At 53.8% G+C, this 24,689-nt stretch carries 24 protein-coding genes; 19 read left to right on the forward strand and 5 right to left on the reverse strand.

Translation table 11 applies throughout. The annotated features are described in order from the left end of the window. The first annotated feature begins 15 nt into the window (after window positions 1-15). The 13 genes from SCU88_RS15585 (at window position 16) to SCU88_RS15645 (ending at window position 12,105) form a co-directional block, all read left to right on the forward strand. On the forward strand, window positions 16-300 hold the full coding sequence (locus tag SCU88_RS15585) for a BMC domain-containing protein (RefSeq protein ID WP_138098048.1): 285 nt from the start codon (window positions 16-18) through the stop codon (window positions 298-300). A gap of 14 nt (window positions 301-314) precedes the next feature. Beyond that, window positions 315-593 (forward strand): BMC domain-containing protein, encoded by a 279-nt coding sequence (locus tag SCU88_RS15590; protein ID WP_138098049.1) that lies wholly within the window; start codon window positions 315-317, stop codon window positions 591-593. Window positions 594-646: 53 nt separating this feature from the next. Then, window positions 647-2,245: an acetaldehyde dehydrogenase (acetylating) gene (locus SCU88_RS15595; protein WP_175341658.1), complete on the forward strand. Its 1,599-nt coding sequence runs from the start codon at window positions 647-649 to the stop codon at window positions 2,243-2,245. A gap of 25 nt (window positions 2,246-2,270) precedes the next feature. Next, complete coding sequence (locus SCU88_RS15600) at window positions 2,271-2,528, forward strand: EutN/CcmL family microcompartment protein (RefSeq protein WP_138098051.1); 258 nt, start codon at window positions 2,271-2,273, stop codon at window positions 2,526-2,528. 15 nt (window positions 2,529-2,543) lie between these two features. Then, the gene (locus SCU88_RS15605) at window positions 2,544-3,698 is read left to right on the forward strand and encodes an iron-containing alcohol dehydrogenase (protein ID WP_175341659.1); all 1,155 of its coding nucleotides are present in this window, start codon (window positions 2,544-2,546) and stop codon (window positions 3,696-3,698) included. 25 nt (window positions 3,699-3,723) lie between these two features. Beyond that, window positions 3,724-7,110, forward strand: a complete 3,387-nt coding sequence (gene cutC / locus SCU88_RS15610) for a choline trimethylamine-lyase (protein WP_175341660.1) — start codon at window positions 3,724-3,726, stop codon at window positions 7,108-7,110. 56 nt (window positions 7,111-7,166) lie between these two features. Then, entirely contained in the window at window positions 7,167-8,114 is a 948-nt protein-coding gene (cutD, locus tag SCU88_RS15615; RefSeq protein ID WP_175341661.1) for a choline TMA-lyase-activating enzyme, read from the forward strand. Between the two features lie 12 nt (window positions 8,115-8,126). Next, a complete protein-coding gene (locus SCU88_RS15620; protein WP_175341662.1) occupies window positions 8,127-8,528 on the forward strand; it encodes a BMC domain-containing protein in 402 nt (133 codons plus the stop codon). Then, entirely contained in the window at window positions 8,525-9,145 is a 621-nt protein-coding gene (locus SCU88_RS15625) for a phosphate propanoyltransferase (RefSeq protein ID WP_138098056.1), read from the forward strand. Before SCU88_RS15620 ends, SCU88_RS15625 begins: the two co-directional genes overlap by 4 nt. Window positions 9,146-9,157: 12 nt before the next feature. Further along, window positions 9,158-9,826 (forward strand): hypothetical protein, encoded by a 669-nt coding sequence (locus tag SCU88_RS15630; RefSeq protein WP_175341663.1) that lies wholly within the window; start codon window positions 9,158-9,160, stop codon window positions 9,824-9,826. A 30-nt stretch (window positions 9,827-9,856) separates the two neighbouring features. Further along, the gene (locus SCU88_RS15635) at window positions 9,857-10,267 is read left to right on the forward strand and encodes a DMT family transporter (protein WP_138098058.1); all 411 of its coding nucleotides are present in this window, start codon (window positions 9,857-9,859) and stop codon (window positions 10,265-10,267) included. Window positions 10,268-10,284: 17 nt separating this feature from the next. Next, window positions 10,285-10,614, forward strand: a complete 330-nt coding sequence (locus SCU88_RS15640) for a DMT family transporter (protein WP_138098059.1) — start codon at window positions 10,285-10,287, stop codon at window positions 10,612-10,614. 147 nt (window positions 10,615-10,761) lie between these two features. Next, entirely contained in the window at window positions 10,762-12,105 is a 1,344-nt protein-coding gene (locus SCU88_RS15645) for an anaerobic C4-dicarboxylate transporter (protein ID WP_175341664.1), read from the forward strand. 4 nt (window positions 12,106-12,109) lie between these two features. Here SCU88_RS15645 and SCU88_RS15650 read toward each other — a convergent pair whose 3' ends face one another. From SCU88_RS15650 to azuC, 3 genes are all read right to left on the reverse strand, one after another. Then, window positions 12,110-12,364, reverse strand: coding sequence for a DUF2766 family protein (locus SCU88_RS15650; RefSeq protein ID WP_138098061.1), 255 nt, complete (start codon window positions 12,362-12,364; stop codon window positions 12,110-12,112). A gap of 61 nt (window positions 12,365-12,425) precedes the next feature. After that, window positions 12,426-13,283 carry a D-amino-acid transaminase gene (locus SCU88_RS15655; RefSeq protein WP_175341665.1) on the reverse strand — a complete coding sequence of 286 codons (858 nt, stop codon included), beginning with the start codon at window positions 13,281-13,283 and terminating at the stop codon, window positions 12,426-12,428. A 154-nt stretch (window positions 13,284-13,437) separates the two neighbouring features. Continuing rightward, window positions 13,438-13,521: a stress response protein AzuC gene (gene azuC / locus SCU88_RS15660; RefSeq protein WP_014229869.1), complete on the reverse strand. Its 84-nt coding sequence runs from the start codon at window positions 13,519-13,521 to the stop codon at window positions 13,438-13,440. Window positions 13,522-13,727: 206 nt separating this feature from the next. On the opposite strand from azuC, the gene SCU88_RS15665 reads away from it, so the two are divergent. Further along, the gene (locus tag SCU88_RS15665; RefSeq protein WP_175341666.1) at window positions 13,728-15,152 is read left to right on the forward strand and encodes an MFS transporter; all 1,425 of its coding nucleotides are present in this window, start codon (window positions 13,728-13,730) and stop codon (window positions 15,150-15,152) included. A 42-nt stretch (window positions 15,153-15,194) separates the two neighbouring features. Here the strand turns inward: SCU88_RS15665 and SCU88_RS15670 are convergent, their stop codons facing one another. Continuing rightward, entirely contained in the window at window positions 15,195-15,833 is a 639-nt protein-coding gene (locus tag SCU88_RS15670) for an RpiB/LacA/LacB family sugar-phosphate isomerase (protein WP_138098063.1), read from the reverse strand. A 241-nt stretch (window positions 15,834-16,074) separates the two neighbouring features. Beyond that, a complete protein-coding gene (locus SCU88_RS15675; RefSeq protein ID WP_175341667.1) occupies window positions 16,075-16,314 on the reverse strand; it encodes a YecH family metal-binding protein in 240 nt (79 codons plus the stop codon). A gap of 207 nt (window positions 16,315-16,521) precedes the next feature. On the opposite strand from SCU88_RS15675, the gene tyrP reads away from it, so the two are divergent. From tyrP to SCU88_RS15700, 5 genes are all read left to right on the forward strand, one after another. Next, a complete protein-coding gene (gene tyrP, locus SCU88_RS15680; protein WP_138098065.1) occupies window positions 16,522-17,733 on the forward strand; it encodes a tyrosine transporter TyrP in 1,212 nt (403 codons plus the stop codon). Between the two features lie 505 nt (window positions 17,734-18,238). Next, window positions 18,239-19,384 (forward strand): porin, encoded by a 1,146-nt coding sequence (locus tag SCU88_RS15685; protein WP_175341668.1) that lies wholly within the window; start codon window positions 18,239-18,241, stop codon window positions 19,382-19,384. A gap of 390 nt (window positions 19,385-19,774) precedes the next feature. Next, window positions 19,775-20,014 (forward strand): hypothetical protein, encoded by a 240-nt coding sequence (locus SCU88_RS15690; protein ID WP_175341669.1) that lies wholly within the window; start codon window positions 19,775-19,777, stop codon window positions 20,012-20,014. A 93-nt stretch (window positions 20,015-20,107) separates the two neighbouring features. After that, window positions 20,108-20,473 (forward strand): autotransporter outer membrane beta-barrel domain-containing protein, encoded by a 366-nt coding sequence (locus tag SCU88_RS15695; RefSeq protein WP_175341670.1) that lies wholly within the window; start codon window positions 20,108-20,110, stop codon window positions 20,471-20,473. A gap of 900 nt (window positions 20,474-21,373) precedes the next feature. Next, window positions 21,374-24,673 (forward strand): autotransporter outer membrane beta-barrel domain-containing protein, encoded by a 3,300-nt coding sequence (locus SCU88_RS15700; protein ID WP_175341671.1) that lies wholly within the window; start codon window positions 21,374-21,376, stop codon window positions 24,671-24,673. Window positions 24,674-24,689 lie beyond the last annotated feature (16 nt).

Here is a 24,689-nt window from a genome sequence, read left to right on the forward strand (position 1 = left end):
GCCAGGAGAACGCAAATGGGTGATGCATTAGGTCTGATTGAAACCAAAGGTCTGGTGGCCTGCATTGAAGCGGCGGATGCGATGTGTAAGGCCGCCAACGTTGAGCTAATCGGGTACGAAAACGTCGGTTCAGGGCTGGTCACTGCCATGGTGAAAGGAGATGTCGGCGCGGTGAAAGCGGCAGTGGATTCCGGCGTGGAATCAGCACAGCGCATCGGTGAAGTGGTGACTTCACTGGTCATTGCGCGCCCACATAGCGACATCAACAAAATCGTCGCGCATTACAAAATCGCAGAATAACGGGAGAAGACACGATGAAAGAAGCGCTTGGTCTGATAGAAACCAAAGGCCTGGTGGCCTGTATTGAGGCCGCAGACGCCATGTGCAAAGCCGCCAACGTTGAGCTAATCGGGTATGAAAATGTCGGCTCCGGTCTGGTCACTGCCATGGTGAAGGGCGATGTCGGTGCGGTTAACGCAGCGGTAGATTCCGGCGTAGAAGCGGCGAAACGCATCGGCGAGGTTATCACCTCTCGCGTGATTGCCCGGCCACACAACGACATTGAAAAAATCGCGGCGCAGCATAAGGCGTGACCTGACAGGGCACGCCCCGTCCCCACTCTTTTCGTCTGATGAAGGATAGACTCATGATTGAACTGGACAACGATTTGCATTCCCGGCAGAACGCCCGGGAACAGGTGCGCGACGCCAAAAAGGCTCAGGCGATTCTGGCCACCTTTTCGCAGCAGCAAATCGACGCCATCGTGAAAAACGTGGCCCAGGAAGCCGCTCACCACGCCGAAGCGCTGGCGAAAATGGCCGCGGAAGAAACCGGTTTTGGCAACTGGCAGGATAAAGTCCTGAAGAACCGTTTTGCCTCGCTGCGCGTCTACGACACCATCAAAGATCTCAAGACCGTCGGCATCATTCATGACGATCCGCTAAAAAAAGTGATGGATGTGGGCGTGCCGCTGGGCGTGATCTGCGCACTGGTTCCCTCAACCAACCCAACCTCAACCGTTATCTACAAGACGCTGATTGCCCTAAAAGCCGGTAACGCAATTATCTTCTCCCCGCACCCGGGCGCGCGTCAATGTAGCTGGAAAGCGATTGAAATCGTCAAACGCGCGGCTGAAGCGGCGGGTGCGCCGCCAGGCAGCGTTGGCGCCATTAGCCAGCTGACGCTGGAAGCGACCTCTGAGCTGATGCACAGCAAAGACGTCTCACTGATTCTGGCGACCGGTGGAGAAGGCATGGTGCGAGCGGCTTATGCTTCCGGCACCCCCACGATTAGCGGTGGCCCGGGGAACGGTCCGGCATTTATCGAACGCAGCGCCGACATTCACCAGGCGGTGAAGGATATCGTCGCCAGTAAAACCTTCGATAATGGGGTGATCTGCGCTTCCGAGCAGTCGATCATCGTCGAACGCTGCATCTACGACGAAGTACACCGCGAGCTGGAATCCCAGGGCGTGTACTTTATGAACGAGCACGAAGCGGCCAAAATGGCGGCGCTACTGCTACGGCCAAACGGCGCCATCAACCCGAAAGCCGTTGGCAAAACCGCGCTGTACCTGAGCCAGATGGCCGGATTCAGCGTTCCGGCAGAGACCAAAGTGCTCATTGCACTACAAACCTCAGTCTCGCCTAAAAACCCCTACTCCCGCGAAAAACTGTGTCCGGTACTCGGCCTGTACGTGGAAGAAGACTGGAAGGCCGCCTGCCAGCGCGTGATGGAGTTACTGGCCAACGAAGGACTGGGCCACACTTTGGTTATCCATACCCGCAACCAGGATGTGATCCGCCAGTTCTGTCTGGAAAAACCGGTTAACCGCATTCTGATCAACACCCCTGCCGCACTGGGTGGAATCGGCGCAACCACTAATCTGTCCCCTGCGTTAACCCTGGGCTGCGGTGCCATCGGCGGCGGCTCCAGCTCCGACAATGTCGGCCCCATGAATCTGCTGAATATCCGTAAAGTCGGATACGGCGTACGCACTCTTGAGGAGTTACATGCACCGGTTAGCCGCCCGGATCCGCAGCTCACCCCGGCCCCCCTGACCGATAACCCGCAGCGTAGCATTCTCGATGACGTGCGTTTCACCGTCTCCAGCGGAGCGCCTACCCATAGCGCGACGGCGGACGACCGCTTCACAACGGCCTCCGCCGCCATCGAAGAGAGCGGCATCACGGAACAAAACGTGGAACGCGTTATCCGCCAGGTACTGAAACGTCTGGGCAATTAACGCAGTGATATAAGGCGATAAAACCATGATTCTCGCAAAGGTAACCGGGCACGTCGTCGCCACGCAGAAATGCGATGAGCTACGCGGCAGCAACCTGTTGCTGATCACCCAATTAGATGACAAGCAGCAGCCAATGAAAGACCGCACCTGGGTTGCCGTCGACAGCGTCGGCGCAGGTATGCACGACATCGTGTTGGCAGAAGAGTATTTCGCACTCAATAAGGATCGCTACAAAGCCATGTCGGTGGTTGCCATTGTCGAGAACCTGTTTCGGGACGCTTAAGGAGTGACTAGCCCAATGAGTGAATTTTTACTGAAACCGCGGATTTGTTTCGGTCAGGACGCCCTCTCGGTGCTGAACGAACTTTCCGCCCGCAGCGTACTGCTGGTGACCGATAAAGCGATGGTCAAATTTGGCCTTGCCGGGCGCGTGACCCAGTTGTTATGTCAGCGCGGTATCGCCTGGCAGGTGTGGGACGATGTGCAGGCGGATCCGGATATCGCCACCGTGGTTCGCGGTATGAAGCTGATGGATAACCATTACCCGGACCTGGTTATCGCGCTCGGCGGCGGTTCGGTTATCGACGCGGCTAAAGCGGTTATTTTCGCCCTGGCGCAAACCTGCCCGCAGGCGCACCGTTCGCGCCCCTGCTTTGTCGCCATCCCCACCACCAGCGGCACCGGTTCGGAAGTCACTGCCTTCTTGGTGGTGAAAGCCAACGAGGAAAAACTGGTGCTGGTGGATGCTTCTCTACTGCCGGATATCGCCATTTTGGATCCAACGCTGGTGGCTTCGGTGCCGCCAGCGATTACCGCCGACACCGGCATGGATGTACTTTGCCACGCCATTGAAGCCTACGTCTCCCGAGCCGCCAGCGACTTTTCCGACGCGCTGGCGGAAAAAGTGGTGCAGCAGGTATTCCGCTATCTGCCGACCTGCTGGCGCAGCGGCGGCGATCTGCAGGCGCGCGAAAAAATGCATATCGCCTCCTGCATGGCAGGTATGGCCTTCACCAACGCGTCGCTGGGCATCACCCACAGCCTGGCTCATGCCCTTGGCGGCGTTTTTCGCGTGCCCCATGGCCGCGCCAACGCCCTGCTGATGGCAGAAGCGGTGGCGTGGAACGCCGACTTCCACGGCCAGTGCGACACCCACGCCGCACAGAAATATAGCCGCCTGGCGCATCTGCTGGATCTGCCCGCCAGCACGCCGCGCCAGGGCGTCGCCAGCCTGCTGGCCGCCATTCAGGCCTTAAAAGACGAAATGAGTATGCCCGTCTGCATCAGCGACACCGGCATTGAGCCATTTGAATTCGAACGACGGCTACCGGAAATGGTCGGCCAGGCGCTACGCGACAGTTGTACCCCAACCAACCCACGTGCGCCCGACCCCAATGCCTTAACCGAGCTTTATCGCCGGGCCTGGTCCGGTAATCCCATACAGGGCAACTGATAACAAGATTTGGAGAACCTTACCCATGGCACACTACAACTTAACGCCGCGCGTCAAAGTGCTGGCAGACCGTTTACTCTCACAAACCGGCACCCTGTGCAGCGAACACGCCGCGATCCTCAGCGCGCTGGATAGCGATATCGCCGGGCTCCCCGCCGCCGTCAAACCGGCTCGCCGTTTCTATGAATTGATGCGCCAGTTGCCGCTGACCATCAGCGCGGACGAACTGATTGTCGGCAACCAGACCCGTAAACCGCATGGGACGATTTTCCATGACGAAAGCGCAACCCAGCGCCCATCGACTTTCCAGTTCCTCAACCTCAACAGCGATCTGGATTCACCGGACTACAAACTGGTAGTCGAAAAAGGGGTACTGGCGATTAAGCACCAGTTAGAAGAGAAAACCCGCGCGCTCGGCAGCGCGGTCAGCCGCAGCGGCATGGATGAAATCAACGGCTGCCGCGCCGCCACCTACGCCTGCGACGCCCTGCTGGCGCTGTCGAAAAACCTGGCCACCAGCGCCGAACAGTTGGCCGCCGCGGAAAGCAACTCCTACCGTAAAGCCGAACTGTTAGAAAGCGCGGCGATTCTGCACCACGTTCCGGCCCATCCGGCGCGTAATTTCAAGGAAGCCTGCCAGGCGTTCTATCTGTTTCAACTGGCGCTACAGCTGGATAACGGTAGCTACGCGGTCAACCCGGAAGGCGCGGACAAAGCGCTGCTGCCTTACTTCCAGCGCGATATCAGCAGCGGCGCGCTGAATACTCAGCAGGCGTATGAAATCGTCGAATGCCTGTGGTTCAAGCTGGCGGAGCTGAGCGAAGTCCGCGCCGCCTGTGCGGTCGACGGCTATCCGATGCTCGACGCTATGCTACACGGCGCAAGCTTCAATGACGCCGGGATCAACGAACTCTCTGAGATGTTTATCAGCGCCCAGCGCAACCTCAGCGCGCTGAATCTGCCGGTGCGTCTGTTTGGCGGCCTACAACAGGTCAGCCACGTGCCGTTCGCCGCCAGCGCCGACACCCCGGTGATGGAGGGCCTAACGCCGCGCATGCAGCGTCTGCGTAACCACTACCTGACGGTGCGTCCGAGCGTCTCTATCTATCGCGCGCTGGCCTTTACCGAAGTGGTGAAAGCCAATCCGGGGATGCCGACTATTCTGCTGCGGGCGAAAGCCTTTCGCCACGCCTGCGAGACCGCGCCAATTCTGATTCAGGACGACGAGCTGATCGTTGGCCATCCGTGCGGCAAGCCACGCGCGGGCGCCTTCTCGCCGGATATCGCCTGGCGCTGGGTACGCGACGAACTCGACACCATGAGCACCCGCCCGCAGGATCCGTTTGAAATCAGCGAAGCAGATAAAAAGACCATTCGCGAAGAGATCGTGCCGTTCTGGGAAGGCCGTTCGCTGGATGAGATCTGTGAAGCGCAATACCGCGAAGCTGGCGTCTGGGCTTTCAGCGGCGAAACCTTCGTCAGCGACCTCTCCTACCACCAGATTAACGGCGGCGGCGACACCTGCCCGGGCTACGATGTGCTGCTGTTCACCAAAGGGATGAACGGCATTAAAGCCGACGCCGAGGCGCACCTTGCCAGCCTGAGCATGGAGAACCCGGAAGATATCGACCGCATCTACTACTACAAAGCGTCGATTGAAACCTGCGAAGGGGTGATTAACTATGCCCGCCGCATCGCCGCCCGCGCCCGCGAACTGGCCGCCATGGAGCAAAACGCCCAGCGCCGCGCTGAGCTACTGACCATCGCGGAAGTGAACGAAAACGTGCCAGCCAATCCACCGAAAACCCTGCAGGAAGCGCTGCAGAGCATCTGGACCGTCGAATCGCTGTTTGAAATCGAAGAGAACCAGACCGGCCTGTCGCTGGGCCGCGTAGACCAGTACTGCTATCCGATGTTCGAAGCCGACATTCGCGAAGGCCGCCTGACCCACGATTCCGCACTGGAACTGCTGCAGGCGTTCATCATTAAATGCGCCGAACTGATGTGGATGTCGAGCGAACTGGGCGCGAAATACTTCGCCGGTTATCAACCGTTTATCAACCTGACCGTTGGCGGTCAGAAGCGTACCGGCGGCGACGCCTGTAACGACCTGACCTATCTGATTATGGATGCCGTGCGCTTTGTGAAGGTCTATCAGCCTTCACTCGCCTGCCGCATCCACAACCAGTCACCGCAAAAATATATGGAAAAAATTGTCGACGTTGTCAAGGCCGGTATGGGATTCCCGGCCTGTCACTTCGATGATTCCCATATCAAGATGATGCTGCGTAAGGGATTTGATTTTGAAGACGCGCGCGACTACTGCCTGATGGGCTGCGTCGAACCGCAAAAATCCGGACGTATCTATCAGTGGACCTCTACGGGCTACACTCAGTGGCCGATCGCGATCGAGTTCGTCCTGAACCGCGGTCGTATGGTGCTGTTCGATAGCTATCAGGGGCTGGACACCGGCGAACTGTGCGAACTGCGCACCTTTGAAGATTTCGATACGGCGGTGAAAAAACAGATTGCCCATATCGTGCGCCTGTCGGCGATCGGCACCGTTATCAGCCAGCGCGTTCATCGCGACGTTGCGCCGAAGCCGCTGATGTCGCTGCTGGTGGAGGGCTGCATGGAAAGCGGCAAAGATGTCGCCGCCGGTGGCGCGATGGTCAACCACGGGCCGGGGCTCATTTTCTCCGGGCTCGCGACCTACGTCGACTCCATGGCCGCCATTCACAAGCTGGTGTATCAGGATAAGAAATATACCCTTGAGCAGATCCGCGATGCGTTGCTAGCTAACTTTGAAGGTTTTGAAGCGCTGCGCCGTGACTGCCTGAACGCGCCAAAATACGGTAACGACGATAACTATGTCGACCAGTACGCGCTGGATATTACCGAATGGACCGAGAAAGAGTGCCGGAAGTACAAGATGCTCTACTCGACCCTCAGCCACGGTACCCTGTCTATTTCCAATAACACGCCGATTGGCGAACTAACCAACGCCACGCCGAATGGCCGCCTGGCGTGGATGCCGCTCTCCGACGGAATCAGCCCGACTCAGGGCGCGGATAAGCAGGGGCCGACGGCGATTATTAAGTCGGTCAGCAAGATGAACGTCGAAACCATGAACATCGGCATGGTGCACAATTTCAAGTTCCTCAAAGGGTTGCTGGATACCCCGGAAGGCCGCCACGGCTTGATTACGCTGCTGCGCACCGCCTCCATTCTCGGCAACGGCCAGATGCAGTTCAGTTACGTCGATAACGAAGTGCTGAAGAAGGCGCAGCAGGAGCCGGAGAAATACCGCGACCTGATTGTTCGCGTTGCCGGTTATAGCGCCTATTTCGTCGAACTGTGCAAAGAAGTTCAGGATGAAATTATCAGCCGTACTGTCATCGAGAAATTCTGATAGCGGTATTAACGTTGTAGGACAGGGATGTCCATAATATTTTTCTGGAGGTACGCGTGAGCGACAATAAAGAATTAACCGGGCGTATATTCAACATTCAGAAATATTCAATCTATGATGGCGATGGTATCCGTACGCTGGTTTTTTTCAAAGGCTGCAATATACGCTGTCCCTGGTGTTCTAATCCAGAAGGACTTTCCAGCCAGTTCCAGGTCATGTTTTCTAATGATAAATGCATTAATTGCGGCGCCTGTATCGACGTCTGCCCTGTTGGTATTCACTATCGCACTCAGAAAAATGGTGAAGTGAAGCATTTCATCAATCGGGAAAAGGAGTGTATCGGCTGCCGAAAGTGTCAGGACATTTGCACCCAAGGCGCACTGGATATTGTCGGTAAAGACGTCACCGTCAGTGAACTGATGGAGATCATTATGCAGGACTATGACTTCTATATCTCTTCCGGTGGCGGCGTAACCATTGGCGGCGGAGAAATGAGCCTGCAGACTGATTTTGCTGTCGCCCTGTTTAGCGAATGCAAAAAAATGATGATTAATACCGCCGTCGAGACCCAGGGCACAACGTCACTGGAAAATTATCAAAAGTTAGCGCCGGTCACCGACACTTTTCTGTTCGATATTAAGCAAATTAATAGTCAACACCATAAGACCATGTTCGGCATCGGTAATGAAGGCATTCGTCGTAACCTTGAATGGCTGGTGGATTCCGGCGTCAGTGTCATTATTCGGATGCCGTTAATTCGCGGGTATAACGACTCATGGGAGGCGATTACCGGCACTATTGATTATGTGCAAAAATTATCCCGGCGCGGCAACATCCGCCGTATTGATATATTGCCCTATCACCAACTCGGTCGGAAAAAATATGAACGACTGGATCTGCCCTATCCCATTACCGGGGATCCATCTTACCTTCCGGAGGAATTAGAACAGCTGGAAAAATTCTTCCGGACATTTGATTTTGATATCCGTTTAGTTCGCCATTGACAGGAGCTGACAATGAAAAGTTTAGGCGTAATTGAAACTCAAGGATTCGTCGCCGCCATTCAGGCCGTTGACGCCGCCTGTAAAGCCGCAAGCGTTGTCTGCATTGGCTATCGCAAAGTGGGGGCGGGACTGGTCAGCGTTTACTTCGAAGGCGAGATCAGCGCCATTCACACCGCTATTGCTCGCGGTTGTGCCGTCGCCGGTATCAACCACCCCGTTAATTCGCTGGTTATCGCACGCCCGGAACCTGCCGTTATCGATACCCTGAGCACCATAAAAGGACGCCCGGCGACAGCGGCCCGTTCACCAGCCGCAGCGGCAGACGTTGCGGTGGAACCAAAGTCGGTGCAGGTACCGATAACACAGACGGAGGAAGGTAAGAGCACCGCATTGAAGAAAGGGAAAAAGGCATGATCGACTCCCTGCTACAGCAAAGAATTTTCGCCCAACTGGCGGCTGTGAAGCGCGATATTCCGGTGGGGATCTCCAACCGTCACGTCCACCTGGCCCAACAGGATGTTGAATCGCTGTTCGGCAAGGGCTATGCCCTGACGCCGCTTAAGCCCCTGCGTCAGCCGGGACAATTCGCCGCTCAGGAGTGTGTCACCGTAGTCGGGCCGAAAGGTTCGCTGACCCGAGTGCGGGTGCTCGGCCCCACCCGCCCGATATCGCAGTTGGAGATCTCCCGCGCCGACGCCTTTACCCTTGGGATTAAAGCCCCACTACGTGAGTCCGGCCAACTGGATAATGCGGGCAGCGCACTGCTCATTGGCCCCGAAGGTCACATTGAGCTGCGTTCGCAAGTGATCTGCGCCTGGCGGCATATCCATATGTCTCCCCAGGACGCCAACCAGTTTCATGTTCGCAACGGCCAGAAGGTGAGCGTGCGTAGCTGCGGCGAACGCCAGCTGACCTTTGATGAAGTGGTGGTGCGCGTGCGCGACGATTTCGCGCTGGAATTTCATATCGACACCGAAGAGGCCAATGCAGCCGGGTTAAAAAACGGCGCACTGGTTACGTTGATGGGGTAACGGAGAGACGCCATGACCGACGAACAGATGGAGCATCTGGTAACGCGAATTATCCAACGGCTACAGCCGCCGGTATTGGTGATGGTCACCGCCGCCGCTGGCTATCGGCAGACCATCCGTCAGCGTCTGTCGGTCTGCGGGCAGACGCTGCATTTCATCCTGGATGATGACATAACAGACAGCGCTGAATGGCAGAGTCTGGGGAAAGTTCTGCCAGCCGATCTGTGGCGGGAAACGCTGCCGCCGGAACCGTATCGGGCGCTACTGCTGCCCTTTCTTGACTATCCACTGGCGGCGGCGTTGATCAACGGTACGCTGAGCAGCCCGATCGCCCGGCGTCTGCACGAAACCCTGCTCAACGGTACCCCCGTACTGGCGCTGCGTTACCACTGCGATCCCGACAGCGAATTAAATCAACTACGTGGCGCGGCGGCCGATTCCGCCTATGCCGGACACATGCGGGCAACGCTCGCCCGACTGGCCGAATGCGGCGTTACGCTGTGCTCCATGAACGAACTACTGGAACAACTGATATCGCGCCAGGAAGCCCCTGCCGGGGCCAGCGGCCCGCGCCGGTATCTCACGGTCACTGACATTGTGAATAATCCGACGCTCGCCACCATTCCCGGCTCGCTGCTGACCGATGCCGCCAGCGATTTTGTAAAAAACAGAAAGATATAACCTTACCTTAACTATACCCGGAGCTTAAATATGTCATCTAAAACAAAATGTTGGTTGTGGATGCTGCTGGTTATCCTTTCGGAAACCTCAGCAACATCGACGCTTAAAATGTTCGGCAGCAGCGAAGGTGTCACTCGTATGTTACTGCTTGGGCTGCTGATTATTCTTTACTGCACCTGTTACTACTCACTGTCCCGGGCTGTAAAGGATATCCCCGTCGGTCTGGCCTATGCGACCTGGTCCGGTACCGGTATCCTGGTGGTTTCAACGCTCGGCATGGCGTTCTATGGACAGCATCCGGACACCGCCGCCATCATCGGTATGGCCATTATCGCCAGTGGCATCGTCATTATGAACCTGTTTTCAAAAATGGGCAGTGAAGATGAAGAAGCGACGCCCGCTGCGCCGCCGATCTCTGCGAACAAGAAAATCGCCAACTAACAGGGAAGGAATACGCTATGTTTAATCTCGGATTTTTATGGCTGGCGCTGTCGATTGGCTCGGAAATTACGGGCACCTCCATGATCAAAAAGACCAACGGCTTTAGCAAACTGGCCCCTTCTGTGCTGGTAGTTTGCGCCTATGCCCTGTGCTATTTCGCGCTCACCCGCGCGATGAATACCATTCCGGTTGGCGTCGCCTATTCGCTCTGGTGCGGCTTCGGCATCGTCGGCGTCACTCTGTGTTCAATGATTCTTTATAAGCAAAAACCCGATCTGGCGGCAATCATCGCTATGGCATTGATCATCAGCGGCGGCGTGATCATGAACGTGTTCTCCACCATGTAAGGACGCCCGTAAAATAAGGCGTGTGCCAGTTCCACGCCTTTGCCCTGACTATCTCAGCGTATAACCCGAAGCATCTCTCAAACAATAACCACTTTTTTTGTAATGATGAGTTCAGCTATTTCTGACTAATCATACAAGGATATGTTTATGCTGGTTGCGGAATTTATCGTCATTATACTCTGTTTGCTGGTCGGCACCCGCTATGGCGGGATGGGGCTGGGGCTGATTAGCGGTATCGGCCTGTTTATTCTCTGTTTTGTCTTCGGGTTACAGCCGGGAAAACCGCCGGTGGATGTGATGCTCACCATTCTGGCGGTGATCGGCTGCGCCGCCACGCTGCAAAGCGCAGGAGGGCTGAATGTGATGATGCAGTTTGCCGAACGCCTGCTACGTCGCCATCCCCAACACATTACCCTGCTGGCGCCGCTGACCACCTGGACCCTCACCTTTCTGTGCGGCACCGGCCACGTGGTCTACACCATGTTCCCGATTATCTCTGACATCGCGCTGCGGCGCGGCATCCGCCCGGAGCGACCGATGGCGGTGGCTTCCGTCGCTTCGCAGATGGCGATTACCGCGTCGCCGGTATCGGTGGCGGTGGTGTCGCTGGTTTCGATTCTGGCGGCCGCTCACGGCATTGGCGAACATCTGGGCATTCTGCAAATCCTGGCAGTCTCGGTGCCCGCTTCGCTGTGCGGCGTGCTGGTAGCCGCCCTGTGGAGCCTGCGACGCGGTAAAGATCTCGACGACGATCCGGCATTTCAGGAACGCATTAAGGATCCGATTCAGCGTGAGTATATCTATGGCGGCAGCGAAACCCTGATGGACCAGCGTTTTCCACCAGCGGCATACCGGGCCACCGCGCTGTTTTTCATCGCAATTCTGGTGGTGGTGATGTTGGGCGCCCTGCCGCAGCTACGCCCCGCATTTGAGGTCAAAGGCGCCCTGCGTCCGCTGTCGATGAACCTGACCATCCAGATGATGATGCTGATAGCCGGCGCCGCCATCCTGATTCTGTGCAAAGTCCGCCCGGGTACCATTGCCGAAGGCGCGGTATTTAAGGCAGGGATGGTGGCGATCTTCTCGGTGTTCGGCGTGGCATGGATGAGCGATACCTTTTTTCAGGCCCATCTGGAAACGCTGAAAATGGCGCTGGAAGGGGTAGTGCGCGATCATCCATGGAGCTATGCGCTGGTGCTGTTTCTGGTGTCGAAACTGGTAAACAGCCAGGCGGCGGCGCTGACGGCCGTAGCGCCGATGGGGCTGATGCTGGGGGTGGAACCGAAGATGCTGCTGGCCTTTTTTCCGGCGGCCTACGGCTACTTTATTCTGCCCACTTACCCGAGCGATCTGGCCTGTATTGGCTTCGATCGCTCAGGTACTACCCGCATCGGTCGGTTTATCCTCAACCACAGCTTTATTATGCCGGGGCTGATTGGCGTGAGCAGCGCCTGCCTGACCAGCTGGCTGCTGGTACAGACCTTCTGGTAACGCCTTAGTGGGTCTCTTCTTTTTCGCCTTTGAATCGAAGTTCGATCAGGGCGATAGCTTTCTGGATAGCGCGGCGGGTCACCGGATCGGATGCCGCTGCGTTATCGGAAAAGTCGATGGATTTAAGCTGACCGGCCATCTTATCGCGTACTTCCACCGGGGCGATAACGTCAATGACATCAAGGATCTGCTTAATAACCAACTGGCAGGCAACCACGTCAGAGACCAGTTCCTCTTCGCGGCTCAGGGATTGGGACATACTTCACTCCTTCATTCACGGAAGCGACAGTCTACCTGTCCCGGGCCCTGAAGGGTACCGTTCAGGCCATTTGTTCACGCAGCGCCGCAATATAGCGCTCGCGCAGCCGTCGGGTGAAGGGCCCCGGGGCGCCATCGCCGATAGCGACGCCGTCGATGACCACCACCGGCCACACCAGGCTGGTGGCCGAACTGATAAAGACCTCGCTGGCCTCCCGCGCTTCCGTCGGGGTAAAGGGCCTTTCTACATGTTCGATGCCCAACTCTTGCGCCAGTTTCAGCAGCGTTCCCCGGGTAATGCCGTGCAGAATGTCGTTGCCCAGCGGCCGGGTGACCAGCCGGTTATCGGGCGTGACGATAAACACATTGCTGGAAGCCCCTTCGGTAATAAACCCCTGTTCCACCAGCAGTGCGTCATCCGCCCCCTGGCGCCGCGCCTCCTGTTTCGCCATGCAGGCCGCCAGCAGCCCTACGCTTTTAATATCGCGCCGTCCCCAGCGGATATCCGGACAGGTGATCGCCCGAATGCCCTGTATCCCCTGAGGGACATTGACGATCTCCCGGGCCTGAGTGAACAGCACCAGCGTCGGCTCAGTCCCTTCCGGGCAGAGAAAAGTGCGATCGCCGCTGTCGCCGCGGGTGAGCTGAAGATAGATTGCCCCTTCATCGAGCTGATTACGTTGAATCAATTCCTGATGCAGCGCCCGCAGCGCCTCGCCATCCCAGGGACAGGCAAGGGACAGCGACGCGCAGGAGCGGCGCAGGCGGGCCATATGACCATCGAAATCCACCAGTTTCCCGTCGATCACCGCCGTCACTTCATAAATGGCATCGGCAAACAGAAAACCGCGATCGAAAACCGACACCTTTGCTTCCTGTTCCGGCAGCCAGCTGCCGTTAATCCAGACCGTACGAGACATAACTCCTCCATGCTGATGTGAAAAGCGCAGCAGAACATCGCTCCGCTGGCCCTGGTTCCAGCATAGCCTGGTCGTCAGACGCCGCCAAAAGCAAAACGCCCGCGACCACTGAAGGTCACGGGCGTCGGGGAGATTAACCCAGGCTGGCGTATTATCAGAACATCGCGCCAGGCGGTACGTCTTTAAAGGTTTTGCAGTAGTTCTCAAACATGCTTTTCAGGATTTTGCGCAGTTTCATCGTTATAGCTCCTGGTTTTATCTGTGCAGATGATGCTCGCGATGGGTCTATAATATGACCACTGTCACAAAAATCAATAGTTTTGTGACGCAAATCACATAAAAAAGCTCCGGTTTTTAACGCCCGTTCCCCGCAACCCCTTGCAAAATCTGGCCTGGGCTGGTTAGCTGACCTTAAATTTTTAAAACACGGTTTTAATCAATCCCATGCCTGTGTCTGATAATTCCGCTTCCGGCAAACGCGGTCTTTCCCCTGCGGCTCTGCTGGTGGCGGGCGCTTTCTTTATGGAGTTCCTTGACGGCACCGTGATCGCCACGGCCCTGCCGGATATGGCGCGCAGTTTCGGCGTCAGCCCCGTCGATCTCAATATTGGAATCAGCGCCTACCTGCTAACGCTGGCGGTACTGATTCCGGCCAGCGGCTGGATTGCCGATCGCTATGGCGCCCGTCCGGTGTTCACTCTGGCGTTAGGGATTTTCACGCTGGCATCGGTGCTGTGCGGTCTGGCGACCAGTATGGAGCTGTTCGTCGCCATGCGGGTGCTCCAGGGGGCCGGCGGCGCACTGATGGTGCCGGTGGGACGTCTGGCGATACTGCGCACCACGCCCAAACCCCAGTTGATTGCCGCTATCGCCACCCTCACCTGGCCTGCGCTGGTAGCGCCAATTATCGGCCCCCCGCTGGGAGGATTTATTACCAGCTACGCCAGCTGGCGTTGGATCTTCTTTATTAATCTGCCCCTGGGGCTGGCAGCAATGTGGCTCGCCTGGCGTCTGATTCCGGATATCCGCGATGAGGCCCGTCGACCTTTCGATCTACCCGGTTTCGCCGCTACCGCTATCGCCATGGTAGCCCTGGTCAGCGGTATGGAGATGCTGGGCGCCGAACAGCGTAATGGCCCCCTCAGCCTGGTGATGCTGGGGCTGGGCGCTGGGGCGCTGGGGCTTGCCCTGCTCCGCTTTCGCCGCACCCTGCACCCGATGATTCGGCTTGATGCCATGGCGGTGCCGACGTTTAGCGTAACGATGTACGGCGGATCGCTGTTTCGCTGCACCATCAGCGCCGTGCCCTTTCTGCTGCCGCTGCTGTTTCAGGTCGGCTTCGGGATGGATCCCTTCCACGCCGGGCTGCTGGTGCTGGCGGTGTTTGCCGGTAATCTGGCAATGAAGCCCGGTACGACCTGGCTTATCCGCCGCTGGGGCTTTAGAAAACTGCTGATTGGCAACGGGCTGCTTAATGTGCTGGCACTGCTGGCCTGTGCCCTGCTGACGCCGGACACCGCGCTGTGGCTAACGCTGGTGATTCTGTTTCTGGGCGGGATGTTTCGTTCGATGCAATTTACCGGCATCAGCACTCTGGCCTTTGCCGATGTGCCGCCGAATGCCATGAGTTATGCCAATACGCTGTTCAGTACCGCCACTCAACTGGCCGCCGGTCTGGGAGTCACACTGGGCGCTATCGGTATCCGACTTGGGGAGCAGTTGGCGCCGCTAACGGGACTGAGCGCGTCACCGGGCATCAGCTTTCGCTACGCCTTTGTCTTTCTGGCTCTGCTGACGCTGATTGGCCTGGTCGATCTGTTCCGTCTGGCGCCGGATGCCGGCAGTAGTGTTTCGCAGAAAGGGAAGTAATACGGAAAGGCGATGGCGCGGGCTAAGCCCGCGCACTGGCAATTAGCCGAGGATCTCACGCACGAAGGCTTCGATCTCTTTGTTCTGGCCGTTTTCGAAGAAGCATTTCTGGAAACGCTCGCCGGAAACGGCGGTCTTCACCAGTTCTGGATCGATGGCGCGCAGAGTATCGAGATAGTTCTCTTTCACCACCGCGGCTTTCACCTGATTCAAAATGCCTGCGTTACGCACCTGCGGCTCTTTACGCTCCGGCGGATAACCTTCGCCGTTGCGGCCGGTAAAGGCTTTTTCGAAGATGAAGCGCACGTTCAGCTCAGCGCCCCAGCCGAAGCCCTTGGCGAACGGCAGCGAGAGCGCATTACCATTGTTGATCTGGGCGAACAAAAAAGCGTCCGCCGGATCGATACAGTAACCGCAGACCACGCCCGGGTGGATATTCAGGGACATCAGCGCCCCCTGCCCGGTGCCGCAGCCGGTCACCACGAAGTCCACCGCCTTCGAGTTGAGCAGAATACTGGCCATAATGCCCAAATGGATGTAGGTCAGGTGGTGATCCTGCTCGTCGCACATACCGACGTTATAGACCGGGTAAGATTTCTCACCGGCAACGGCCTGTAATTCGTTGAGGATAATGGCATTCTTAGCTGCCTGACTGTTTTCCATCATCAACGCGATTTTCATTCTTTAGTCTCCTGAACGGCATGGTCATGAATGGCTTACGGGTTTTTATCCACCATACCTTCACATAAATACACTTTCAAATAAAATGAAAAATCGTTTTAAAAAACAGAATTCAACTCACAAATTTACCCGGAATCGAGCGAAGGCGCAGGACGCAGTGGGGACAGGGTATCGTTGGACTGGAAGAGAGACAACCATCGTGAAATGTCACAGCGGAACCGGCGCCGCAGCGCCGGGGAATTTAGTGGCGGCAGATCTTATCCTGATGGGTGGTAAATCCTTCGCCAGCCGGAATGAACTTGCCGCGCTGTTCCAGCAGCGCTACCAGTTCGGGAGCTGACATGCCGCTGCACGAACAGGTATGAAAACAGGCGGACTCGCCAAAGCGCGCCACAATGGCCGCCGCCAGGCTTTCCCGGGTATAGCGCTCGCCGGACTCCAGCATCATATTAAGCACTTCATGGCCATGAATGGATGACATCGTTGTTCCTCGCTTCTGTCAAATGGCGGCATGATAGCGGGTAGCCTGAGCGATGGCTTTGCGCTGCAACAGGTTTTCCCCTGACCGTACCACAGCCTGTCGTAAAGATATCAATACACATATTGTAACCACAGTTTGACGATAATCGGCAATTCCCGTAATCTGCGCAGCACTCTGTGGTATCTGCGATAATTTCTGGAACAAAAAGTGAAAAATAAGACTGTCGGCAGTATTTTCATCGTAGCCGGCACCACGATTGGCGCCGGAATGCTGGCAATGCCTCTTGCCGCTTCCGGTGTAGGGTTCGGGGTCACCGCACTCCTGCTGTTCGCGCTCTGGGCGCTGATGAGTTATACCGCGCTACTGCTGGTGGAAGTGTGGCAACACGAATCACCGGACGAAGGGCTGGCAACCCTGGCCCACCGCTATCTGGGGCGCCCCGGCCAGTGGCTGGCAGGATGCAGTATGCTGTTTCTGATGTACGCTCTGACCGCCGCCTATATTAGCGGCGCCGGTGAGCTGCTGGCCGACAGCCTGAATCAGTGGCTGTCACTGAGTCTTTCCCCAACCGTTGGCGTACTGCTGTTTACCCTGGTGGCAGGTGGTATTGTCTGTACCGGTACCCACGCGGTGGACTTTTTCACCCGCTGGCTGTTCAGTGCCAAACTGCTGCTGCTGGTGGTGATGCTGGCGTTGATGATGCCCCATATTCATCGGGTAAATCTGCTGACCCTGCCGCTGGAACAGGGGCTGGCGCTGTCGGCGATTCCGGTTATTTTTACCTCTTTCGGTTTTCACGGTAGCGTGCCCAGTATCGTACGCTATATGGGTGGCGATACTCGCCGCCTGCGCTGGATCTTTATTATCGGCAGCGCCATTCCGCTGGTCGCCTATCTGTTCTGGCAACTGGCCACGCTGGGCGCCATCAGCGGTACCACCTTTACCCGTATTGCCGCCAGCCACGCCGGACTGAACGGCCTGCTGCAGGCAGTACGCGAAGTGGTAAGTTCGCCCCATGTTGAACTCACGCTGCATCTGTTTGCCGATCTGGCGCTGGCTACTTCATTCCTGGGCGTGGCGCTGGGGCTGTTCGACTATCTGGCCGATCTGTTTCAGCGGCGCCGCAATGTCGTGGGACGATTGCAGACCGGCGTAATGACCTTTGCGCCGCCGCTGGCTTTTGCCCTGTTCTACCCACGCGGCTTCGTGATGGCGCTGGGTTATGCCGGTATCGCCCTGTCGGCGCTGGCACTGTTGCTACCCACACTGCTGGTGTGGCAAAGCCGACGCCGCCACCCTGAAAGCGGCTGGCAGGCCCCCGGCGGCACGCCGCTGCTGGGGCTGGTGTTTCTGTGCGGCATCGCCATTATCCTGATTCAGCTGGCGATTGCCGCGGGCGCACTTCCCTCTCCGGGCTAATAGTTTCAGCGCAATAAAAAAGCAGCTCAGGCTGCTTTCAGGTTGATGACAAAGAGGGAAAAAACGGGGTTTTTCCCTCTTTGTGTTTATCAGCCGAAAATCAACGAATTGATTTTCTTTGTTTGTTTTTCTGGTGATTCTGGCCAAACGCGTTCGGCCTGGGGTCAGTCATCAGTCTCAAAGCAGCTCAGGCTACTTTTTGTTTTCCGTCTCATATTTATCCTTACCATTTGCAATAAATAATCATTAATAAAACCCCACAGTGACATTATGGTTAGCGGGCACTAATGATGTAAATATTAACAATTTGTGCACTTTAGCATTTCTTTTATTATCCCTATGAAGTTTTTATGCATAATAGCCTACAGTGGCTGAGAATTGCCTGTGAATATTTATTAACGACATTTAATTATTTATTACCAACAAAATTGACGATGGTTTGTCAATTATGGTAAACATTGCTCGTTATTTATCGTTCTTTTAAAAAATAGTCGCGGAGTTTATTTTGTCTTTCACCAGAAAATTAACCTGTCCACTGCTGGCTGGTGGTGCAGTTTTATGCCTGTTGTGCCAAACGGCCAACGCCGAAGTTACCGTGCTGGAAAAAAATACCTTCAGCAATGCGTTACTGGCTCCCCTGAGTCTACAGGTAGGGGGAAGTATCCGCCCCGAATTTATCTGGAATAACGGCAATGAACCCGGCTACTACAAAAACGGCCACGATGGCGGCACCCGTTTCCGCTTTACCGCCGACTATGCCCTGAGCGACCGTACCTCTATTGTCGGTTACTACGAATGGGGTGTGGATATCGCCCACGTGCTGGGCTGGGACAGTCACTACGACCATGAAGGCGACCGCGACTACCAGCGTCAGCTGTATGCCGGTATTAAGGACGATGTTTACGGAACCCTGACCTTCGGCCACCAGTATGGCGTCTATTACGATACCATCGGAGTTAAGAGCGACGTCTGGGATAACGACGGTCACGCCAGCGCCAACTGGATCGGCATCGACGGCGACTACGACGGCGGCGAACGCCCGAAAAATACCGTTAAATACACCAACACCTTTGGCGATCTTACGCTCTACGCTGACTATCTGCTGCCTCAGGATGAGACCGACGCCGGTGAGAACCTGCGCTATCGCCGTAATCACGGCGGCGGTATCGGCTTCGACTATCAACTGCAGAAAGATCTGGTCTTCAGCGCCGCCTGGAACCAGACCCGGGCCACTATTAAAGGGCCGGACAACGATAAGCGTACCTATAACCAGCAGTATTCCGGCGCCGCGCTGACCTGGCAGCCGGGTAACTGGTATATGGTGGGCACCGCCACTTATTACAATAACTATGTGCCTTCGAAGAAACAGCAGAGCACCCGCCGCTACTTTGCCGGCGACGGTTACGGTCTGGAAAGCTTTGTCGGCTACACTTTCCCCATCGACAAGCCGTTCCTGGAGTCCATTCAGCCTTACGTCGCCGCCGACACGCTGCGCCTGAAGGGGGACGAAAATTACCACGCTAACCACGTCTATCTGGGGATGTACACTACCATTGGCCACGGTTTCTCGTTCTGGCTGGAACGAACGCTTGCGTCCAGTAGCGACAATGAGCAGGACACCACCTGGCTGTCCATCTACTACGACTTCTGATATCAGACGGGCGCGCCTTTGGGGGCGCCCTTTTTCCTGGCTGGCAGCTGATAAAATTGATGTTCATCAATTCCGCATCATTTCCTTTAACAAGGATATTTGATTTCGGCAGCCATTTACCAGACGTCAGGCTTATTTAATTAATCCGTCCCTCTGACCTTCCTTCCCTAAAATAACCAAAACTAAGCTTCTTCTGATAACCACATTACAAATATCTACGAAAATACGTAAATCAATAAAACAATTGTTGACAAAGAAACGCGCTATCTATAATTTCCGGGCTAAGAATTTTCCTATCAAACCGCTCGATGGGAAATGAGTCTTTAAGGAAGGAGCGGTTTCAGAAGGGCTACAAGGTTGTTGGCCCCTAAATAGAAAGGAAGCGTACCGATGATCCGTACTCATCTCGTTAAACCTGCCCTGTTTCTACTGCTGGTTCTGGGTTTTATCTGCCTGCTAATTAATGAAGTTCATGCCTGGCACTGTTGGCATGACCGCTTCTATACTCGCCACGATGTTCAACAGCCGCAGATTTTCGATATCGCCAGCGATGCGCCGCTTTCCGTACAGGCCCGGACACAGCATCTGACCAGCGCCATGCCGATGTCGACCTACCGGATGGTACAGTAAAGCGCCACTTCCTGAATAACCGTATTGGGATTGGACGGATTCAGCTATACCTAAAATAGTTCGGGTAGCAAGGACATATTTGCCGCCTCTGCTTTGCCTGCAGTCTTTTCGCCAATCTGGATAGGGGTAAAGACCGACGACCATACCGAAGCCAACGGCATCCGGATCTCCATCGGAGGTGGCGGCGATGTTCAGGCCCGACTCAGCCTACGTGGTAAGCTGAACAAGGGGAAACAGTACATCTTCGAGCCCTTTGTCGAAGCGAACTGGATCCACAACACCCATGATTTCGGCACCATGATGAACGTCGTTCGTGTCAGCCTGGCTGACGCCCGTAATCTGGGCGAGGTTAAGGTGGACGTGGAAAGTCGACTGAGTAATTATCTGGATGCATGGGGGAATGTCGGTCTGCAAATGGGTGACAAGGACTACAGCAATAGCTCAGTGGCGATGAGTTAAATATCTATCTGACATCTTCTTACCCTGCATCTATGCTGTAGGTGCTCAATTCACGAAAAAGTTCACAAAGGAAATCAGCGCCTGTGAATTATCAGAAGCTATATTAATTCCTTCATATTCCGATAATATATTATAAAGTAGGGTTTTCAATAACCCCATCACCTTTACTTTATAATAAAATAAAAACACCTGTTAAGATAATATATTTACCTTAACAGAAAATCTGAATTACAAAGGCCAATGGTTTGTTACCAATAAGTTAGATGAGTAAAAAGCATAAAGCCACACACAATACACGACCAGGATAAAATCCTGGCACCCAACATCCTATTGCCAGATATCCCCCCTTATCCTCCGCTCTATCACTAATCATGATGAGTCAGCCCAACCATTACTACCAGAGATACTCTTTTCAGCTAACAGGTTATGATTAAATAACTATATGCAGCTAAAAAAAATAAAATCCAATAGCAGCAAAGTGTTGTTAAACATAATGTCGTGATTGATAAATTGTTTTTATGGCTCTGGGGGATAGCCCCTGCCCCCTCAGACTCACTATAATTCTATCCAGGGATCTATATCCTAATTCCGCCAGATTTGATCTGAAAACAGATAACTTGTATGTTAGGATACATTACCATACTTAAATTTATCTTCAGCATCCTGACGTCCATATTTAAAAGCGACCACATTGACATACTATGGGCACAGAGATTTCTCACTAACATTCTATGTGTTTGACTACAATACAGGGGGATTCACACTACAGAAAACGACGATTCAGGCACTTTTACAGTTAGGTGTCAGAGGCAACAAAGAAGACATAATATTAAAGATATTAATGTTTAATAAAACCAGGACAAAGCTGTAATCTATATTACATTTAAATGGATGTTAAAAATGCTAATAAAAATAAACTATTTTTCTAATATATCCGCCCTTGCTTTATTAAGCTTTTCCGTTTCCGCTGCTCCGCCATACTTTAACTCTTCTGAAGTATTAAGTGATGGACTCTGGGACAGGGAAACCAAAGGTGACATCATCGGCGGTGGGGATGGAAACATCGGCAATCTGGTATTAAAAGGTTCATCAACGTATGCGAATCCTTTTAGTATTGGGCTGAATGGTGGAGATGGTTCATTAACCATCTCTGAATCGGCAAAAAACATAAACAGCACCACCTATTTTGCTGTTGGCACCGTAGGCACTGAGAATAACTATACCAGTAACACCCATGGAGTCTTAAATCTTGTGGGTCCACAGACTGGAATAATAACATCACTCGACCTCCATATCGGCAGTAGCGGAATTTATGACTGGAATAATAAAAGAGACCGTAAAATAACAGGTGTATTGAATATTTATGACGGCGCCATCATGAATATTGGCGAAGAAAAACCGTACTCCAGAAACAGAGCATACATCGGCTTTGGAAATACCAGCGATACGGGCATCTTAAATATTTCAGGCTCAGGAAGCGCCTTAATTATAAAAAGTAACGCCCCTTATCTTGGGGATTCCGCCGAAAACGGAACGTTATATCTTGGCTATATTGGCAAGGGGATAATCAATATCACCGATGGCGGCGAGTTATATGCTGGCAGGCTCAGCGCGTCAACAACGTTCGCTGGCGATGATTCTACAGCACGTCCCCCCTCAGCTGAAATCACGGTTTCAGGAAACGGTAGCCGCCTCGTTATCGGAAGTCAGATGTCCCTGGCCGCAGATGCACTTGATAACCTCGAGGTTATAGATGATACAGTAAGGCTAAAAGGCGCTGGTTCAGCAGTTCTTACTGTTGATAACGACGCTGAAGTCATTTTTGAGGGTAAAGCTAACACCGATATAGATGGTTTTGAAAATCCGGTTTCTGGCCTGTTTCTGGCAAGTAGCAATGATACATCTGCGACAGTCAACCTTAATAAAAATGGATTTATTACCATATCTAATAGTAATTTATCGCCTGATGAAGATGCGATAATTGCCGGTTCCGGATCTTATTCATTTAATCTTAATGGCGGGACACTCCGGGTAAATGAATGTGATTACTGCGATTATAAACTGTCTACCAGGGTAGATATGAATGTACTCTCAGAGTCAGTGCTGGAATCTGGCAGTAATCAAGAAATGCACCTGAACGGCTCATTAAAGGGGACCGGAGGGATAGTCAAGTCAGGCGATGGTCTGGTTGCGCTTTCTGGATTAAATGGCTACTCAGGCGGAACGAGGGTAGAGGCAGGTGAATTACGTTCAGATACCGATAGCGCATTCGTAAATAACACTTCATATATAATAAACTCTGGCAAACTGAATCTTAATGGTCATGATTTGACAATGTCACACCTTTCAGGAAGGGGCGGCGAGGTTGATATCACTGACGCCAATCTAATCGTTAATCAAAATTCAGACAGCTTTTATGGAGGCTCATTTTCAGGCTCAGGTTATATCGAAAAAAATGGCTCTGCTACTTTATACTTAAGTGGCGATAGTAAACATTACGCAGGAAGAATATCAGTTCAGAGAGGAGGTCTGGATTCGTCCAATGCCTTAGGCGGTAAAATATCCGTGCAAAGTAGCAGCATACTATCTGCGGAAGGCTACCTCGGTAAAACACAGGTCATGAATGGCGCCACCCTGAGAGTCGGTAGTTTATATAGCGAGAAACAACGCCCTGTTCAACTACTTGTTGATAATGAATTAATTAATAACGGAAATGTAATTATTTCCGGAACCATAAATAATAACCAACGTCTGGTCGGGAACACTCTTCTTGTTGACGGAAACTATATCGGGAATAATGGGCACATAGATTTTAATACTGTCCTTGGAAACGATGCTTCGAAAACCGACCGATTGCTCATCAATGGAGATACTGCCGGCACCACCTTTGTACATGTGAATAACATAGGTGGTACAGGTGACTATACTAATAGGGGGATTGAATTAATTAGTGTGGCTGGCCGCTCGGAGGGGGTTTTTGTACAGAATGGGCGTATAGTGGGTGGCGCCTATGAGTATTATTTAAGCCGTGGAAAAGGGAGTGACTATACTAACTGGTATCTTATCAATAGCAAACCTGATCCAGATCCGGCCCCGGAGCCCTCTCCAAAACCTAATCCAACCCCGACCCCGGAACCGTCCCCACAACCTAATCCAGCCCCGATCCCGGAACCGACTCCAAAACCTAATCCGTCCCCGGAACCGTCTCCAAAGCCTAATCCGAAACCTGTCCTTCGTCCGGAAGGAAGCGAGTATGCGACCAATCTACAAGCCGCGAATACATTATTCGTACACAGGTTGCACGATCGTCTGGGAGAGACTCATTATGTGGATGCTCTGACCGGTGAAGAAAAGGTGACCAGCATGTGGTTACGTCACGTGGGCGGGCATACCCGGTTCAAGGATAACAGTGGTCAGTTGAACACTCAGGCCAATCGTTATGTGATGCAACTGGGGGGCGATATCGCACAGTGGGGCAGCGACGGTCAGAACCGTTTCCATCTCGGGATTATGGGCGGCTACGCAAACCAGAAGAGCAACACCCATAATAGTCACAGCGGTTACAGGGCTGACGGCAGCATCAATGGCTACAGTGCCGGGATATATGGCACCTGGTTCCAGAACAATGAAAAAAACACAGGGGGCTATATTGACACCTGGGCACTGTATAACTGGTTTAACAACAGAGTAAGTGGTCAGTCTCTACCATCGGAAAGCTATAAATCAAAAGGCGTTACAGCGTCAGTGGAAGCAGGTTATACCTGGAAAACAGGAGAGAAGAATGCGCGTGAAAGTTATTACGTTCAACCTGTAGCGCAACTGACGTGGATGGGAGTAAAAGCCGATGAACATCGAGAAACAAACGGGACACGTGTACGTAGCGAAGGCGACGGAAACATCCAGTCTCGACTGGGGATCAGGGCCTTTATTAAAGGACACAGTGTCATTGATGAAGGAAAAGAACGTATGTTTGAGCCATTTGTAGAGCTAAACTGGCTACATAACACGAGGAATTTCGGCACGTCGCTTAATGGTATACATGTAGAACAGGCTGGAACCCGAAATATCGGTGAGATTAAGGCTGGCGTTGAGAGCAAACTCAACCGTAATATAAATCTATGGGGGAATGTTGCTCAGCAGATCGGTGACAAAGGATACAGCGACACGCAGGCTATTTTAGGCGTGAAATATTTATTTTGATATCCGTTACCCAGGA

It is taken from the genome of Jejuibacter sp. L23 (genome assembly GCF_050815825.1).
GTDB classification, from domain to species: Bacteria; Pseudomonadota; Gammaproteobacteria; order Enterobacterales; family Enterobacteriaceae; genus Jejubacter; species Jejubacter calystegiae.

Coding starts and splice junctions, on each gene's coding strand:
- SCU88_RS15585 (WP_138098048.1), top strand. CDS start 16: ATGGGTGATGCATTAGGTCTGATTGAAACCAAAGGTCTGGTGGCCTGC.
- SCU88_RS15590 (WP_138098049.1), top strand. CDS start 315: ATGAAAGAAGCGCTTGGTCTGATAGAAACCAAAGGCCTGGTGGCCTGT.
- SCU88_RS15595 (WP_175341658.1), top strand. CDS start 647: ATGATTGAACTGGACAACGATTTGCATTCCCGGCAGAACGCCCGGGAA.
- SCU88_RS15600 (WP_138098051.1), top strand. CDS start 2,271: ATGATTCTCGCAAAGGTAACCGGGCACGTCGTCGCCACGCAGAAATGC.
- SCU88_RS15605 (WP_175341659.1), top strand. CDS start 2,544: ATGAGTGAATTTTTACTGAAACCGCGGATTTGTTTCGGTCAGGACGCC.
- cutC (WP_175341660.1), top strand. CDS start 3,724: ATGGCACACTACAACTTAACGCCGCGCGTCAAAGTGCTGGCAGACCGT.
- SCU88_RS15620 (WP_175341662.1), top strand. CDS start 8,127: ATGAAAAGTTTAGGCGTAATTGAAACTCAAGGATTCGTCGCCGCCATT.
- SCU88_RS15625 (WP_138098056.1), top strand. CDS start 8,525: ATGATCGACTCCCTGCTACAGCAAAGAATTTTCGCCCAACTGGCGGCT.
- SCU88_RS15630 (WP_175341663.1), top strand. CDS start 9,158: ATGACCGACGAACAGATGGAGCATCTGGTAACGCGAATTATCCAACGG.
- SCU88_RS15635 (WP_138098058.1), top strand. CDS start 9,857: ATGTCATCTAAAACAAAATGTTGGTTGTGGATGCTGCTGGTTATCCTT.
- SCU88_RS15640 (WP_138098059.1), top strand. CDS start 10,285: ATGTTTAATCTCGGATTTTTATGGCTGGCGCTGTCGATTGGCTCGGAA.
- SCU88_RS15645 (WP_175341664.1), top strand. CDS start 10,762: ATGCTGGTTGCGGAATTTATCGTCATTATACTCTGTTTGCTGGTCGGC.
- SCU88_RS15650 (WP_138098061.1), bottom strand. CDS start 12,364: ATGTCCCAATCCCTGAGCCGCGAAGAGGAACTGGTCTCTGACGTGGTT.
- SCU88_RS15655 (WP_175341665.1), bottom strand. CDS start 13,283: ATGTCTCGTACGGTCTGGATTAACGGCAGCTGGCTGCCGGAACAGGAA.
- azuC (WP_014229869.1), bottom strand. CDS start 13,521: ATGAAACTGCGCAAAATCCTGAAAAGCATGTTTGAGAACTACTGCAAA.
- SCU88_RS15665 (WP_175341666.1), top strand. CDS start 13,728: ATGCCTGTGTCTGATAATTCCGCTTCCGGCAAACGCGGTCTTTCCCCT.
- SCU88_RS15670 (WP_138098063.1), bottom strand. CDS start 15,833: ATGAAAATCGCGTTGATGATGGAAAACAGTCAGGCAGCTAAGAATGCC.
- SCU88_RS15675 (WP_175341667.1), bottom strand. CDS start 16,314: ATGTCATCCATTCATGGCCATGAAGTGCTTAATATGATGCTGGAGTCC.
- SCU88_RS15690 (WP_175341669.1), top strand. CDS start 19,775: ATGATCCGTACTCATCTCGTTAAACCTGCCCTGTTTCTACTGCTGGTT.
- SCU88_RS15700 (WP_175341671.1), top strand. CDS start 21,374: ATGCTAATAAAAATAAACTATTTTTCTAATATATCCGCCCTTGCTTTA.